The sequence below is a fragment of the Pseudoalteromonas sp. 13-15 genome (assembly GCF_001468205.2).
GTDB lineage: Bacteria > Pseudomonadota > Gammaproteobacteria > Enterobacterales > Alteromonadaceae > Pseudoalteromonas > Pseudoalteromonas marina.
Map to the genome: position 1 here is coordinate 2,205,872 of NZ_CP019162.1, position 16,191 is coordinate 2,222,062.

The following is a 16,191-nucleotide window of genomic DNA, read 5'->3' on the forward strand; positions in this document are numbered from 1 at the left end:
TGAGCGTGTTCTTATTTTTGGAACATCTATTAGTAACAAACTGTGTAAGTGATTGCCAATTATAAAATTATATTTAATCTAGGTATTTTACTATGTGTAAAAGGGTGTGGCGTGAAACAAGGCAGTGCTTTTAACTTTAGGAGAGAGGCAAAAGAATGACCGCTTCCAATCAACAAGTAATGGTTGTTATAAGTTTTTGAGACTTGCCATTAATTGGACGCTTTTTAAAAGCGACAACCCTTAACGATTTTGCTGGGCGATAAAAGCAAGCGAGTGTTGATTAAATAAGTCTGGGCGTTCCACATTACAAACATGGCCGCAATGGTGAATAGTTTGCAGTACGCTATTTTTATGGCGTTTAACCATTTCTTTAACAGGGCCAAGGAACATATGATCTTCTTTACCCATAATGTAAAGAATGGGGATATCGATGTCTTTTTCTTTGAAGTATTGCATTAAAGGATTTACGTCCATGGCTAATTTAAACCATTTTATAAACTCTTTTTGGCACAAGCGTTTTGCTTCACGAACAAACAAAAGCCGAGATTCTTTATGGCGCTTTTTGGGCATCATAATAAAAGCAAATAAACGGTATAGCCACATATACGGCAAGAAGTGCTTAAAGGTATTACCTAAATAAACCAAAGTATTACTGCGAGTATTAAAGCGGGTTACCGCGCCACCTAGCACCATGCTAGAAACATATTGCGGCGCAATTTCTGCAATATTGCGAATGAGTATTGTGCCCAATGAAATACCAACAAAGTGTGCGCTGGTGATATTGTTATGGTCTAACACATCAATAATATCTTTAGAGACGTTATTAAACGAATAATTATTATCAACAAAATTTTGTACTAAGTTATTTGATTTACCGTGACCACGAAGATCTAGCAACAATACATTATATTCTTTTTTATAAGCTTTAAGCTGACGAAACCAAATTGCCGAGCTTCCCCCAGCGCCATGGACAAATACAACCCATGTTTGACTGGTTTCGTGCGGAAAAATAGTATGAAAAAGAATGTCTGTGCTCATTGCTGTTGGCGGCCTATTTACTTCATTTGGCATATTCAATTGTAAGAAGTATAACGGAGTTTAATAAAAATCTCTCATCAAGTTCACAACAATAGCGCCTACTTAACAACTTTTCGGAACAGGTTTTAATTTTTAAATAAAAACAAATAAGAACAACCTTTACCAATACTCAACGTATTTGAGGCGCTCGCCCATGAAAATTTAAGTACAGCTTTTTTAGTTTATCGGGAACAAGTGGCCAACCCATTTCAATTCCGATGGGAGTCGCTTTCCAAAACAAGTGCTCAACATAATAGGTATCTATGTATTCAAACTCGGTAGGACTTGCAGTCTCTAGTTTTAGATTCATATATGACAAATACTTTAGAGCGTCGGCGTTTTTATTTTCGTTGAATGCAAACGTTGTTAAATTCGCGAACTCTTCCATACGAAAAGCGAATTCACATTCTTCGTGTTTATCCATTAGCGGTATGACATCTGGAAACTTAGATTGTATATCCTCAATAAATTGTCTTATTTCTTGGTCTGCCATATATTGCCAGTTAATACGTAGTCATTCACATGCCGGTGTAAAACTATAGACTTATTGTTTATCCTAGTTCTAAATAAAAATAAATCCGAGCTTATTATTTTACTTTTCTACTTCCTCTGCCCTTAAAGAATAAAACTACTTCAAGTGCAAAAATACAGGCCATACCAATGGCTAATACTTTACCAATGTAAACAAACCCAGGAGCACCACAGGAGCCTGAATAAGGTGATACACCTGCTATTTCCAGCATATACAGATACATTGGAAAATACCCAAAAATAACCTGCAACAAAATTGGAATCCAAATTTTTTGTATATTATATGAAGCCCTAATAAATAAAGCTGCAGTCATTAGAACACCAGCATAAATTAAATAATTAATTAATTGAGTTTCATGTTGTTCTGTTAAACCTTCTGGTTGAACAAAACAAGCGAAGGAATTAAAAGAGGTCATTAAACATATTAATACAATAATAATTTTCAAATTTGATTCCAACTTAAGTCTAGCCAACCAGTTAGTGAAGCACCGCATTGATGATTGTTGCCTATAAACATTATAAAACCTCTAAATAAATTGCACAGCTGCCCTTCATGTATGCACAAAAGTGAGTTAATTTATTAAGTTGTTAGGTTTATGCCTTATCGCAAAAAGAAAGTACAATTTCGTTGTGCCCACTCGATTTAAGCTTTTTTAGTTGGTCCCTAGCATTCGGTACTAAATTTGAATATTCAAAATTTAGATAATCAAAAACCTCACACTCTGTCCAAGGACCAAGTGACGCTTTGAAGTCACAAAAATCATTTTGTATTTCCCTGAATGATTTATATTCGACCTTCGTTAATATTACTGCTGTTTCAGTAAAAACTATATGAATTAACACGATGAAAAACCTGACAATTTAACAAAAGAACACTTTCACCATTTTTGTATGAAAACATCCTTATTTTATGAACACCTATTAATAACAAACCGTGTAAGTGTTTGCCAATTATAAATATTATATTTTAGAGCGTTATTTAGCTGTGCTAGAAATAGTAAAGCGTGTCATTACTACATTTTTAAACACCTTGTGCTGGCTTTGTTTACTTTTACACCGCTGTTTCGTATTCATGACACTTGGGGGCTATTTTAACGCAGTTAATTGCGGCTCTAGGGCGCTAAAAACATGAAAAAGTGGGCCAAAAACTATATCCTTCGGCGCGGTTATTATTATAAATAATGGACGGCACACACACATGACAACACCTTTAGATGCAACGCATTCAAATGCATCAACACACGCGCATTCAAGTGCAAATTCAAACGCAAAATCTAAATGGAACCTGCACGATACGCAGTGGACCTTAAGCCTTTTTGGTACCGCCGTTGGTGCGGGTATTTTATTTTTACCTATTAACATTGGTATTGGCGGTTTTTGGCCGCTGATTATTATGGCGTGTTTAGCGTTTCCGATGACCTTTTTAGCCCACCGTGGTTTAGCACGCTTTGTATTATCGTCTAAAAATAAGCATGCCGATTTTACCGATGTAGTTGAAGAACACTTTGGCGTTAATGCAGGGCGATTAATCTCATTGTTATACTTTTTATCTATATTCCCTATTTTGCTTATTTACGGTGTAGGCTTAACCAACACGGTAGACAGCTTTATGGTAAACCAGCTGGGTATGGAGTCGCCGCCACGCGTAGTGCTTTCGGGTATTTTGGTAGCCGGTATGATAAGCCTAATGATGGGTGGCGAGCGCCTAATGCTGCGCGCGTTTTCTATTTTGGTGTATCCGCTTGTGGGTATTTTGTTTTTTTTATCCTTGTATTTAATCCCTAGCTGGCAAATGCCAGACATGAGCCTACCTGAAGTGGGCAGCTTTGGTAAAACGCTGTGGTTATCTATTCCTATTATTGTGTTTTCGTTTAGCCATGCAGCGGCTATTTCAAGCTTTGTGCATGTACAACGCGAACACTATGACGACCTTGCTACACGCAAATCAGAAGCCATTTTAAAGCGCACAAGCTTACTGTTAATTGTGTTTGTATTGCTGTTTGTATTTTCGTGCGTGCTGTCGCTAACAGGAGAGCAGATGGCACAAGCAAAAGCCGATAACGTCTCGGTTTTATCGTACCTTGCTAACATTACCCATAACTCGTTTATTGCAACGCTTGGGCCTTTAGTTGCCTTTATTGCCATTACGTCGTCGTTTTTAGGTCACTTTTTAGGAGCCCGCGAAAGCTTTACAGGTTTGGTGACTAAGCAAACACAGCTTGGTGCTAAAACGGTAGATAAAATTGGTGTAGTTATTATGTTTTTTGCAATTTGGTTTTGTGCAGTTAAAAACCCAAGCATACTCGATATGATGGATCAGCTGTCGGGCCCTATTATTGCAATGATATTATTTATCATGCCTATGATTGCAGTTTATAAAGTACCGGCTCTGCATAAGTATCGTAACCGTTTAAGTACTTTGTTTGTGTTAGCGGTGGGTGCGCTTGCGGTATTTGCACTTATTTACAGCATGATTAAATAACACTCCTATTCATGCTAAAGCCCAGCGAGTTAGCTGGGCTTTTTTGTGTGCTGTTTATCTCAAAATGTTTTTTTATGGCTGCCATTAAGGCATGTTATAAATTAACTAGCCTAAAAATAAAACAATTATGCACCTTACAAAACAACTCCTACTTTGCGTGAGCTTACTTACCACGCTTGTTTTAAGCCCCTTAGCTAAAGCCGATGGCGTGCCTGCTATTTTATCGATGAAAGAACGCGCTGCGTTTATAGATAATATAACAGAGCTTAGGGTAAACACATTAATGCCCAGCTTAATGAAGCAACACAACATCGATATGTGGCTGCTTATTAGCCGCGAATACAACGAAGATCCCATATTAAAAACAATGCTGCCAGCAACCTGGTTATCGGCAAGGCGTACCACCATTTTGCTCTTTGCCTTAAATGAACAAGGCAATGTGGATGCTTACGCCATTGCGCCCTATAAAATAGGTAACGTATTTACAAAAGGCTGGGACAAAAAGGCGCAGCCAAACCAGTGGCAAGCACTGAACGATATTATTGAACGCTACAACCCAGATAACATTGCACTCAATACGTCTACCGATTGGGGTCATGCCGACGGCTTAGTGTTGGGCGATTACAATACCTTAATGGCCAACTTACCTAGCGCTTATAAAAATAAAATAATATCGGCCGAGCCGCTGGCAGTGGCCTGGTTAGAGCAGCGTATCCCCCAAGAAATAGACATGTATAAACACATTGTTGCTATTGCGCACGCTATTATTGCCGAGGGTTTTTCAAACAAAATAATAACGGTGGGCAAAACAACCAGCGACGATTTAGTGTGGTGGTTTAGAGAGCGCGTAAAAGAGCTAAAACTGCAAACATGGTTTCACCCAAGTATTGCAATACAACGCGCTGACAGCAAATCGTTCGATCACGAAGACAGCTTTACGAATGGTTACGCCGACAACGTTATTCAAGCGGGTGACTTACTGCATGTCGATTTTGGTATTACGTACTTACGCTTAAATACCGACACCCAACAACATGCTTATGTTTTAAAGCCTGGCGAAACCAATGCGCCCGCTTACCTTGTTGATGCGCTTAAAAAAGGCAATAAACTCCAAGACATTTTTACCGCTGAATTTAGCGAAGGTAAAACGGGTAATCAGGTATTAAAAGCCGCTCGCGAAAAAGCCATTGGCCAAGGTTTAAAACCCACTATTTATACGCACCCGCTTGGCTATCATGGTCATGCTGCGGGTACCACACTGGGTATGTGGGATTCACAACAGGGTGTACCCGGCGATGGCGACTACCCACTGCATTTAAATACCGCTTACTCTATTGAGCTTAACAATGCGGTGTTTATAAAACCATGGAATAAAGAAATACGCATAATGCTAGAAGAAGACGCTATTTTTGATAAAACCGGCGTGTGGTACTTAAACGGCCGACAAACCGAGTTGTTACTTGTTAAATAACCTAAACTCTGATGTAAGTGATTTATAGGTATATTTATTAACGCATACAAAAACGGCGCTCAATGAGCGCCGTTTTTATTTAACTAACGTGACTATTATTCTGTTTCTGGCAGGTTACGACCATAGAATATTTCTTGCATTTCACGGTTTAGCTTAGAGCGAATTTCTTCTTCTTCATCATCCGATAAATCAGTTGTAGAAAGACCAAACAAGTATGTGTTCAGGTCGGTTTCTTTTAACATCATTTTGGTATGGAACAGGTTTTCTTGATACACGTTTACGTCCATCATTTGGTACGCTTCTTTGGTATCGTCTGTCATGAAGTTTTGAATTGAGTTAATCGCGTGGTCAATATAATGCTTAACGCCGTTTACGTCGCGAGTAAAACCACGAACACGGTAGTCAATTGTTACCACGTCAGACTCTAAACTATGAATTAAAAAGTTTAATGCTTTAAGCGGCGAAATAATACCACACGTAGATACTTCAATATCAGCACGGAATGTACAAATACCATCATCAGGGTGAGCTTCTGGGTATGTGTGTACACAAATATGGCTTTTATCTAGGTGTGCAACAACTGAGTCAGGTAATGGGCCTGGTGCTTCGTCAGCATCGTAATTTTGCTGCTCTTCTACTGGCTCTTCCGAAACCAAAATAGTTACACTAGCGCCCTGTGGTTCATAATCTTGGCGTGCAACATTTAAAATATTGGCACCAATAATATCAACAACTTCACCTAAAATGTCGGTTAGTCTATCTGCACTGTACTGCTCATCGATATATTCAATATATTCTTTACGTTGTTGCTCGGTTTTTGCGTAGCAAATATCGTAAATACTAAAGCTTAAACTTTTGGTTAAATTGTTAAAGCCATGAAGTTTAAGTTTATCGAAGGGTTTGTTCATAATAAACCAACCTATAAATTAGTGAAATCTGCACCTGCAGAATGAAAAGTTCGCGGATTTTATACGAATTTTCCTTATGGAAAAAGCGTTATTTTACCTGTTCTTGCACAACTTCATGGCTATGAGTAATTTCTACTGTTTTATCAAGCATTAATGCTACCGAGCAATACTTTTCAGCAGACAAAGAAACAGCGCGTGCAAGGTGCTTTTCAGACACATTTTTGCCTGTAACAACAAAATGTAAATTGATTTTAGTAAATACGCGAGGAGCAGTTTCGGCGCGTTCGGCACTTAATTGTACTTGAACGTCTGAAAAGTCTTGTTTGGCTTTTTTTAAAATACCCACAACATCAACCGATGAACAACAGCCAACCGACATCAATACCATTTCCATTGGGCTAGGTGCAGCACTGTCGCTACCGGTATCAAATACAACGTTGTGATTAGAATTAGAACGGCCTACGAAAGTGTCGCCATCAACCCATTTTACATTTGCTTGCATGTTTTTATCTCAAAAATATTTTTCTTGATTGTAAGCAAGTTGGCCGCAGTTGCAAACGAAATGCGATACGCGGCGCTATAAATTGGGGATTAATACTGCTGCGAAACAGCGCTGTCGAAGAGGTTTTTAATTAAGCTTGCAAATTCGTCAATAAACTCATGTTGTTCAACCGTAACAGGCTGTGACGTAATGCTGCTAAGCACTTCTTGTAAGTCGTAAACAATGCCATCAACCTCACGCACAATTAAGCTGCGTTGCTCTGTGTTAAGGTTTGTGTGCTGTTCACAAATTAGCATGACGTTTTCGGCAATAACATCTTCTATGAGTTCCATTACCGTTGGAGCGCCTGGTTTTATCACACCTGGCTTCTCAAACAATGCTAAATTTTGAGTTAGATACATGATTAAATCATCGTACCCTTGCCTATCTAAAACCATGATATTTACCACCTAATAATATTACTTACGCTGATTTAAGCAGAAAGCGCGGTTGATTGCTAGCTTTGTGATTTAAGCATACAAAAAAAGCAGCCGAAGCTGCTTTTATACTAATTAAGTATTATTAACTTAATCTATTTTTAAGCCTGGGCTTAATGTTGCTGGCATGGCTACTTTTTCAAGCTCTACTGAAGCTACAGGGTATGCACAGTAGTCAGCTGCGTAGTACGCGCTTGCTCTGTGATTGCCTGATGCGCCAATACCACCAAATGGTGCAGCGCTAGACGCACCCGTAATTGGGCGGTTCCAGTTAACAATACCGGCACGAATACGACGTAAAAAGTGGTCGTAATCGGCTTCATTATCGCTAAGTAAACCGGCAGATAAACCAAAGCTTGTGTCGTTTGCTTTATCAATTGCGCTGTCAAAGTCGTCAAAGCGGAACACTTTTAAAAGTGGGCCAAAATGCTCTTCGTCTGGGAAGTCGCCAATTGCTGAACACTCAATAATACCTGGTGTTACAAAGCCTGTATTTGCTGTGTGCTCTAGTTCTACAAGGACCTTACCGCCAAGCTCAACAAGCTCGCTTTGTGCTTTAACCATACCTGCTGCTGCCGCTGATGAGATCATAGAGCCCATAAATGGCTGATCTTCATCGTCGTAGTTGCCTACTTTAATGGCTTTAGTTGCAGTGATTAGGCGCTCTAATATTGCATCGCCTTTACTACCTGTTGGTAAAAATAACTTACGAGCACAGGTACAACGCTGACCGCTTGAAATAAATGCTGATTGCACAATATCGTGTACAACGGCTTTAGTATCTTCAACGTCAGTAATAATAAGCGGATTATTACCGCCCATTTCGAGAGCTAAAATCTTACCCGGCTGGCCTGCAAACTGTTCATGTAAAATATGACCTGTGCGCGATGAACCGGTAAAGAACAAGCCATCAATGCCTTTATGAGCAGCAAGGGCTTTACCCGTTTCAACTTCACCTTGAACAAGGTTAATAACGCCTGCTGGTAAACCCGCTTTTTCCCACAATTTAAGGGTAAACTCAGCCACTTTTGGTGTTAGTTCAGACGGTTTAAATACAACCGTATTACCCGCTAGTAACGCTGGCACAATATGGCCGTTTGGTAAGTGGCCCGGAAAATTATACGGGCCAAATACTGCTACAACACCGTGTGGCTTGTGGCGAATCATCGCGCGGCCCAATGGCATTGCATTTTCAACATCGCCCGTGCGCTCTAAAAATGCTTTTTCTGAAATGGCAATTTTACCAACCATCGCACCCGCTTCAGTGCGTGTTTCCCATAGTGGCTTACCTGTTTCTTGTGCAATGGTGATTGCAAGCTCTTCACTGTTTTCTTTTAATTGTGCTGCGAATGCTTTTACTATTTCTAAACGCTCAGTAAAGCTTTTATCAGCCCATGCGTAAAACGCTTCACGCGCAGCGCCAACAGCTGCATCAACTTGCTCTGCAGTGGCTGATGATGCTTGCCAAATAACATCGTTATTTGCTGGGTTTACTGAGTTAAATTCTGAGCCTTGGCCTTGTGACCATTGACCATTAATAAATTGTGCAGGATGAGTCATATACTTTCTCCTAAATTAAACTGGGGTTGCGCTAACAGTATCGCCCGTTTGTAATTGCAGGGCGTCGGCTACTTGTTGTGATAACACAACGGTTTTAGCGCGTTCGTCGAAACTCATTGATGCAACGGTCGCTCTAAAGTTTTCGAGCTTGTCGTTTGCTAATAACACCATGGTGTCGCCCGTTTGCTCACCAATTTCAACAATAAAGTCGTGTGAGTTACGTACTGTAGCAATATTATCTACTTTTGCTTCAACTGTTGGACCTGCGTCAAAAATATCGACGTAGCCGTTAAACGTGAAGCCTTCGCTTTTTAATAATTCAATCGCTGGGCGAGTATTGTTGTGAACTTGACCGATTACCGCTTGCGCATCTTTACTCAATAAATTGACGTAAATTGGGTATTTAGGCATTAGTTCAGCAATAAATACTTTTTGGCCAATACCCGTTAAGTAATCTGCTGTTGGGAAGTCCATTGAGAAAAAGTGTTCTTCTAACCACTTCCAAAACGGGCTATTGCCGTTTTCATCAGACACACCGCGCATTTCTGCAATAACGGTTTCTGCAAAGCGTGCTTGGTGTTGTTTAATAAACATAAAGCGTGCTTTAGACAGCAGTTTGCCGTTACAGTTTTTGCGATAGCCGTCTTTCAAAAACAAGGTGCACAGCTCAGTTGCGCCAGTGTAGTCGTTACATAGCGTCAAAATATCAACCGCTTTGTAAACGTCTAGTGTGCGCGAAGAGTGAATCACTTTACTTAAATGGTAATGATAAAACGCATCATCTAAGCCCACAGCAGCTTCTATTGCCGAGGTACCTACTACTTCACCTGTTTCGCTATCTTCAAGAACAAACAAGTAGCCTTCGTCACCGGGTTGTGACGTTTGTTTAGCAAATGAGCTTACTGAATGGTCAATCTTCTTTTGTAATAGCTCTTCGTTTAAAGGCAAAGATGTAAAACCATGGCCCGATTCGTGGGCGATTGTCAGTAATGCTGAATAATCATTTTGCTGGATTGGGCGAAGGATCATCATGAGTCCGCTTGCTCCCTTATAAATAACGGTAAATAAAATTCGTAGGGCAAACAATGCTTGCCCTCGGTAGATTGGCTAAAACAGCTTATGCGTTTACTACGCTTGCAACTGCTTTTTCAAAACGTGCCATACCTTCGCGAATATCCGCTTCTGGGATAACAAGAGACGGTGTAAAACGAACAACATCAGCACCTGCCACTAATGACATTAGACCTTGTTCAGTACCGGCTACTAAAAATTCTTTAGCGCGGCCTTTGTATTGCTCATTCACAACAGCACCAATTAACAAACCTTTACCGCGAATTTCGCTAAATACGTTGTATTTTTCGTTTACCGCTGCAAGAAGTTCGTTAAATAAAGCTGCTTTTTCTTTTACGCCGGCAAGTACGTCGGGTGTGTTAACAGTATCAAATGCGGCTTCGGCAACAGCACATGCAAGCGGGTTACCGCCGTAAGTAGAACCATGAGTACCTACTTTTAGATGCTGTGCAATATCTGTTGTAGTCAACATTGCGCCAATTGGGAAACCGCCGCCTAATGCTTTTGCTGAAGTTAAAATATCAGGTACTACATTTAAACCTTGGTATGCGTACAAGTCACCTGTACGGCCAACACCTGTTTGCACTTCATCAAAAATAAGTAGCGCATTGTGTTTAGTACATAAATCGCGAACTTGCTGAGCAAACTCGTCAGTTGGCGAAACAATACCGCCCTCACCTTGCAGTGGTTCCATCATTACGGCACATGTTTGGTCGCTAATTAGCGCTTCAAATGCGGCTAGATCGTTGTAATCACAATGTACGATGTCACCCGGCTTAGGGCCAAAACCATCTGAGTATGCCGCTTGGCCACCAACAGTTACAGTAAAGAATGTACGACCGTGGAAACCTTTGTTGAATGCGATAATTTGTGATTTTTCTGGGCCAAACTTATCAAGTGCAAAACGACGCGCTAATTTAAGTGCGGCTTCGTTTGCTTCTGCGCCAGAGTTAGCAAAGTAAACTTTTTCACCAAAAGTGGCATCAACCATTTTTTTAGCCAAGCGAAGCGCCGGCTCATTAGTCATAACATTTGATAAATGCCAAATTTTTTCGCCCTGTTCTTTTAATGCACCTACTAAAGCAGGGTGACAGTGGCCAAGACAGTTAACAGCAATACCACCAGCAAAGTCGATAAACTCTTTGCCTTGTTGATCCCATACGCGAGAGCCTTCGCCTCGAACAGGAATTACGCTTGAAGGTGCGTAGTTAGGAACCATTACGTGATCAAATAATTCGCGATTGACTGTCATTTTATTTCCTCTTAATTGTGATCTACACAAAGCATAAAAAAGTGTTTGATTAAAAATATTAACCAAGCTTTTAAGTACGTTCAGGTGTCTGTTGGGTACAAAAAATTGCTTTGTGGTTCAATTTTCAGACGCCCATTATTTCAGAATTAGTGGTAGCTGTCTCGTTAAAAACTTTCATGTAACCCTTGAAAATAAAGGGCTTAAGATATTATTTCATAGATAGTGAATAACTATTTGCATACCTAAACACACTTATTTTTTATCAACTAACCGCATCAGTAGTGACCTGCATAGGCTTTTACCACTAAATAACTTTACGGATGAATCAGTGGGAATGAATGAATAGTCGTAAAAAAATTAACAAAAAATTTAATTTTTTAGTCAATTTGAATAGCAAGATTGGTAAAATTGCTTGTTTGAAGGGTTTTTAGTTCCGTTTTAGTGAACTGAAAATACGAAAACCACGCTGCCGTTTCGTCGGGCTCAATTAGTTGGTGTTCTTTTAAAATTAAATACTGGGAGTAACACCGCGCTTTTAACATGACCTGCGTTAACGGTAAGGCACTATCGCCTTTATTTACGCCATTTTGTAGCTGTTCCATCACGCCTTTAAATGGCAAATATTTAAAGGCCATTTTGTCGATGACTCGCGCACTGACCTGAATTGACTTATTGCACAGCAGTGTAGTTAAAAATAAAGGGTCGGGCTTTAGCTCTAATAATGCTGTGTGGAGGTCTTTTTGGTTTTCTTGACGTGCTATTTGTACTTTTCGTTGCCAAACCTGCTCAAAGGTTTTTAAGTACAAACGTACTAACGTAATACGCCCTACATCTAATAACATACCCAAGGTAAATGCGTGTATCTCGTTTACGTCGTTTATTTCTGCAATTTTTTGCGCGGCAATGGCGTTGGCCATTGCGCTGTCTCTTAGCCTACGTTTTAGTAACGAAAAAGGCTCGGTACTATGGGGCATCCAATGGCGAACTGCAAATGTGGGAATCACTAACTGTAAGTTATCAAGCCCTATGTAACGCAGAGCAAGTGCAGGGCTGTCTACTTTTACCGCGGTATTTTTTTTACTACGCTGGTTTCGGTAATACGGGAGGTTAACCAACGTGACCAATTCGCGCCCTAGCCAGCTTAAATCGTTTACTAACGGCTCTAAACGGCCAACTGAGGCCGACTTTACAGCTAATATATCTAAAATAGTGGCAACGCTGTCTTCAATCCCTATTGTGGTTTGAATCACTGCGTCCATATCTTCGAGCTGTTTAAATATAGCTGTTTCAATTACTTTATGAAGCTGTTCGCTGGCTTGTGCACGGTACTTATGATGAGCGGTACTTGTTTGCTTACGCTTTTGTTGCGCTGACACTTCAACCTGCAACAAGGTACGCTGCTTCATAGGCTCGCCGTAATCAATATCTAAGGTATGAATAAACCCAATTTGCTGATGCGCAAAACTATGACCCAACAGCAAATCGTGTGCCCGTTGATCAAGTATTTTTGCTGTACGCTGTTGTTGTGCAAGTTCAGTCATAGTGCTCGTTAAATAGTAAGTATTGAATACGTTCAGTGCTATTAGACTAGAAGCGAGTTAAAAAGTTATCAAGCAGCGTTAATCCCTGCTCGGTCAAAATAGCTTCTGGGTGAAACTGCACCCCTTCAATTGCTAACTCTTTGTGTTGCATGCCCATTATTTCGTCAAACTCACCTTGCGGTGTTTGTGTCCACGCTGTTATTTCAAGTTCGTTGGGCAACGACTGCGCTTTAACCACCAGCGAATGATAACGACAAACCGTTAACGGATTAGCTAATCCTTTAAAAACACCTTTATTGGTGTGTGTTATGGGAGATGTTTTCCCATGCATTACTTTTTTAGCGCGCACTACATCCCCGCCTAAAGCTTGGGCAATCGTTTGATGTCCCAAGCAAATCCCTAATATAGGAAATTGGCCTTTTAAGTGTTCAACTACACTTAACGATATACCAGCTTCATTCGGTGAGCAAGGACCCGGAGAGATAACTATATGCTCCGGATTAAGTTGTTTAATTTGCGCAATGCTCAACTCGTCATTACGTTTTACTAATACGTCTTGATCCAATCGCTGAAAGTACTGCACTAAGTTATAGGTAAACGAATCGTAGTTATCGATCATTAATAGCATGTAATTAAGTACTCAATAAAGGTAGTTATCGGGAGTATTTAGGCGTGTTGCATTCTAACCCAAGCCGTTATGAGTGTCAGTGATTTGCAGCTAGATAAATAGTAATTCCCTCTTTAGCATGACGTAACACTTACTTACCCTATTAAATTTTTGATGCGAGTGGTTGAATTCCCCTTATTTAAACCCAAGCTCATTAAGTGACAGCTTATTTTGTATAAGCTTATTTTTTACTAAGGAGCGACTATGTTAGGCGAAGACCATTCATTAACAAACGACTTTCCTGAGCACATAAACACGATAAATACGTTGAACAAAAGTGATGCTGACTTTGCAGAAAAAGCCGAGCAGTACAATAAACTAGATAAAGAAATAAGAATATTAGAATTGGACGGTGCGCCTATTAGCGATGAGCAAATGCACCAGCTAAAACACGACCGTTCTGAATTAAAAGATTGGTTGTATCAGCGTTTAATAAACGCACAATAAATATAAAATTCCAAAAACAAAAAAGAGTTCGCCATTTTAAAGTGGTGAACTCTTTGTTTGTCTTCAATGAAACTTTATACCGTGTATAACTAGGTAATACACTCTATAACCAGCGCTCAAATTGCGTTAGCTATATTGCTAGCTGTAATAACTTTAAATCGAGTGCATCTATTAGCTGTTGATTTTTAGCGTCATTCAATGCATCTGCGTGAGGGGCTGAAAAGCACTCAGCGTCATTATCAAAGTAAAGCCCTGTTGAATTACTAAACTCATCGCTTAGTGCAGCGCGGCAAAATATATCGGCACCTAACTTTAAATCGCCGCCATTAAGGCCGTATGCGTCTTTAACCATTTTGCTGCCTAGTAGTGACTTAGGGTTAACCGATACCACCAATGGACCATTACCCTTAAGTTTTAAACCCATATGACGCGACCACATTGTAATTGCCAATTTGCTTTGTGCGTATGCTGCGTTATCTGACAAAAAGCTTTGCCCAATCAGTGCATCTAGGTTGACTGTTGCTTGCGCCGCTGACGACACATTAACAATTCGCCCTTGGGTATCAAAAAGCGGTAATAGTAAAGTAGTTAATAAATAAGGCGCTAATGTATTTACTGCAAATCGTGCATCAAGACCATCTGCAGTTTCAGGGTTGTCGAGCTTAAACACACCTGCATTATTAATAAGTACATCTAGGTGTTTATGGTCGGCTGTAATTTGTTTAGCCAGATTACGCACCTGCGCCATTTCACTCAAATCAGCCACGTAAGTTTGTGTGCTTGCTTGCGGATAATCGTTATTGAGTAAAGTGTGTACTTTATTGAGCTTTTGCGCATTACGCCCGTGAAGAAGTACGGTATGACCTTGCGCTAGCAACATTTTAGCCGTTTCAAACCCAATGCCATCTGTTGCACCTGTGATTAAAATTTTTTTGTTCATACCTAGCTCCATGTTATGTAATACAGCGCTTACACATTTAACGAATTACGATTGTGAAATAATAGCATTGCCATCTTTGAATGATAATTAGACCGTTGTTGAATCAGTTTATAGAAAATATTAATAAAGTGACGGAGATAGCAGTGAGTGTTTTTTAATCATTTATTTGAATTTTGAACAATTCATAACTATTGTTTTTAAACTTCCTTAATAGTAGTATTTATCATATAAATATATTTTCGAGAAAACACATGAAAGTTTTAGTGACTGGCGGCATGGGTTACATAGGTAGCCACACATGTATTGCATTACATGAAGCAGGCATTACACCTGTAATTTACGATAACTTATCTAATGCGAGCCCTCGTGTACTTGATCAACTCGAAAAAATTACAGGTACACGTTTTGAATTTATTTTAGGTGATATTCAAAACGAGCAGCAGTTTAAACTTGCGCTTAAGCATACTCAGGCTGAGGCTGTATTTCATTTTGCAGCATTAAAAGCAGTAGGTGAATCGACCGAGCAACCACTACGTTACTACCAAAACAATGTATCGGGCACATTAAGCATGCTACAAAACATGCAAGATGAAGGTGTTAATCATATAATTTTCAGCTCATCGGCCACTGTTTATGGCGAGCCAGACTACCTGCCTATTGATGAAAAGCACCCAATACGCGCAACCAATCCTTATGGTTGGACTAAAGTCATGGTAGAACAAGCCATGCAAGATGTATGTAATGCCAACAGCAACTTTATGGGTATAGCACTGCGTTACTTTAATCCAGTAGGCGCACACCCAAGTGGTTTCTTGGGCGAAAGCCCTAATGGTATTCCAAATAATTTAATGCCATTTATTGCTCAAACTGCGGTTGGTAAACGTGAAGTTGTTAATATTTTTGGTGACAACTACGACACCGAAGATGGTACTGGCGTGCGCGATTACATTCACGTTTTAGATTTAGCTAAAGGCCATGTAGCGGCATTTATGCAACATAAATCAGATACCGCCTTTCATGCATACAACTTAGGCACAGGCCAAGGTTATTCAGTGCTTGATATGATCAACGCATTTAGCGCATCAGCGGGTAAAGCTATTCCGTATAAAAGTGCACCGCGCCGAGCAGGCGATATTGCCTGTAATTACGCTGATGCCACAAAAGCGCAAAACACCCTTAACTGGCACGCAGAACTAACACTGAGCGACATGACCACCGATACATGGCGCTGGCAAACTAATTACCCAAGTGGGTTGGAGAGTTAAT

General features: G+C 40.0%; 16 protein-coding genes. 4 read left to right on the forward strand and 12 right to left on the reverse strand.

What is annotated here, in order from left to right; all coding sequences use genetic code 11:
* Positions 1-240 precede the first annotated feature (240 nt).
* The 3 genes from ATS72_RS10225 to ATS72_RS10235 all read right to left on the reverse strand — a co-directional run bounded on the left by ATS72_RS10225 (position 241) and on the right by ATS72_RS10235 (position 2,054).
* Entirely contained in the window at positions 241-1,038 is a 798-nt protein-coding gene (locus ATS72_RS10225; protein ID WP_006791277.1) for an alpha/beta fold hydrolase, read from the reverse strand.
* A 169-nt stretch (positions 1,039-1,207) separates the two neighbouring features.
* The gene (locus ATS72_RS10230) at positions 1,208-1,570 is read right to left on the reverse strand and encodes a DUF7674 family protein (protein ID WP_058430014.1); all 363 of its coding nucleotides are present in this window, start codon (positions 1,568-1,570) and stop codon (positions 1,208-1,210) included.
* Positions 1,571-1,664: 94 nt separating this feature from the next.
* Entirely contained in the window at positions 1,665-2,054 is a 390-nt protein-coding gene (locus ATS72_RS10235) for a hypothetical protein (protein WP_139295585.1), read from the reverse strand.
* A gap of 752 nt (positions 2,055-2,806) precedes the next feature.
* Between ATS72_RS10235 and ATS72_RS10245 the strand changes: the two genes are divergently transcribed.
* Positions 2,807-4,090, forward strand: a complete 1,284-nt coding sequence (locus tag ATS72_RS10245; protein WP_058430011.1) for an aromatic amino acid transport family protein — start codon at positions 2,807-2,809, stop codon at positions 4,088-4,090.
* Positions 4,091-4,217: 127 nt separating this feature from the next.
* Entirely contained in the window at positions 4,218-5,561 is a 1,344-nt protein-coding gene (locus ATS72_RS10250) for a M24 family metallopeptidase (RefSeq protein ID WP_058430010.1), read from the forward strand.
* Positions 5,562-5,656: 95 nt separating this feature from the next.
* Here the strand turns inward: ATS72_RS10250 and speD are convergent, their stop codons facing one another.
* The 8 genes from speD to ATS72_RS10290 all read right to left on the reverse strand — a co-directional run bounded on the left by speD (position 5,657) and on the right by ATS72_RS10290 (position 13,499).
* Positions 5,657-6,469 (reverse strand): adenosylmethionine decarboxylase, encoded by an 813-nt coding sequence (gene speD, locus ATS72_RS10255; protein ID WP_006791283.1) that lies wholly within the window; start codon positions 6,467-6,469, stop codon positions 5,657-5,659.
* An 88-nt stretch (positions 6,470-6,557) separates the two neighbouring features.
* Complete coding sequence (locus ATS72_RS10260; protein ID WP_006791284.1) at positions 6,558-6,971, reverse strand: OsmC family protein; 414 nt, start codon at positions 6,969-6,971, stop codon at positions 6,558-6,560.
* 89 nt (positions 6,972-7,060) lie between these two features.
* Complete coding sequence (locus ATS72_RS10265) at positions 7,061-7,408, reverse strand: DUF3802 family protein (protein ID WP_006791285.1); 348 nt, start codon at positions 7,406-7,408, stop codon at positions 7,061-7,063.
* A gap of 129 nt (positions 7,409-7,537) precedes the next feature.
* Positions 7,538-9,007, reverse strand: coding sequence for a succinylglutamate-semialdehyde dehydrogenase (astD, locus tag ATS72_RS10270; RefSeq protein WP_058430009.1), 1,470 nt, complete (start codon positions 9,005-9,007; stop codon positions 7,538-7,540).
* 15 nt (positions 9,008-9,022) lie between these two features.
* Positions 9,023-10,039 (reverse strand): arginine N-succinyltransferase, encoded by a 1,017-nt coding sequence (gene astA, locus ATS72_RS10275; protein ID WP_010557689.1) that lies wholly within the window; start codon positions 10,037-10,039, stop codon positions 9,023-9,025.
* 85 nt (positions 10,040-10,124) lie between these two features.
* Positions 10,125-11,330: an aspartate aminotransferase family protein gene (locus ATS72_RS10280; RefSeq protein WP_006791288.1), complete on the reverse strand. Its 1,206-nt coding sequence runs from the start codon at positions 11,328-11,330 to the stop codon at positions 10,125-10,127.
* Between the two features lie 377 nt (positions 11,331-11,707).
* Positions 11,708-12,871 (reverse strand): HDOD domain-containing protein, encoded by a 1,164-nt coding sequence (locus tag ATS72_RS10285; protein WP_006791289.1) that lies wholly within the window; start codon positions 12,869-12,871, stop codon positions 11,708-11,710.
* 46 nt (positions 12,872-12,917) lie between these two features.
* A complete protein-coding gene (locus tag ATS72_RS10290; RefSeq protein ID WP_010557686.1) occupies positions 12,918-13,499 on the reverse strand; it encodes an anthranilate synthase component II in 582 nt (193 codons plus the stop codon).
* A gap of 243 nt (positions 13,500-13,742) precedes the next feature.
* Here ATS72_RS10290 and ATS72_RS10295 point away from each other — a divergent pair, with 243 nt between their 5' ends.
* The gene (locus ATS72_RS10295) at positions 13,743-13,985 is read left to right on the forward strand and encodes a YdcH family protein (RefSeq protein WP_058430008.1); all 243 of its coding nucleotides are present in this window, start codon (positions 13,743-13,745) and stop codon (positions 13,983-13,985) included.
* Between the two features lie 130 nt (positions 13,986-14,115).
* On the opposite strand, the gene ATS72_RS10300 is transcribed toward ATS72_RS10295, so the two are convergent.
* The gene (locus tag ATS72_RS10300; protein WP_058430007.1) at positions 14,116-14,925 is read right to left on the reverse strand and encodes an SDR family NAD(P)-dependent oxidoreductase; all 810 of its coding nucleotides are present in this window, start codon (positions 14,923-14,925) and stop codon (positions 14,116-14,118) included.
* Between the two features lie 251 nt (positions 14,926-15,176).
* Between ATS72_RS10300 and galE the strand changes: the two genes are divergently transcribed.
* On the forward strand, positions 15,177-16,190 hold the full coding sequence (gene galE / locus ATS72_RS10305; RefSeq protein WP_058430006.1) for a UDP-glucose 4-epimerase GalE: 1,014 nt from the start codon (positions 15,177-15,179) through the stop codon (positions 16,188-16,190).
* The last annotated feature ends 1 nt before the right edge of the window (position 16,191 follow it).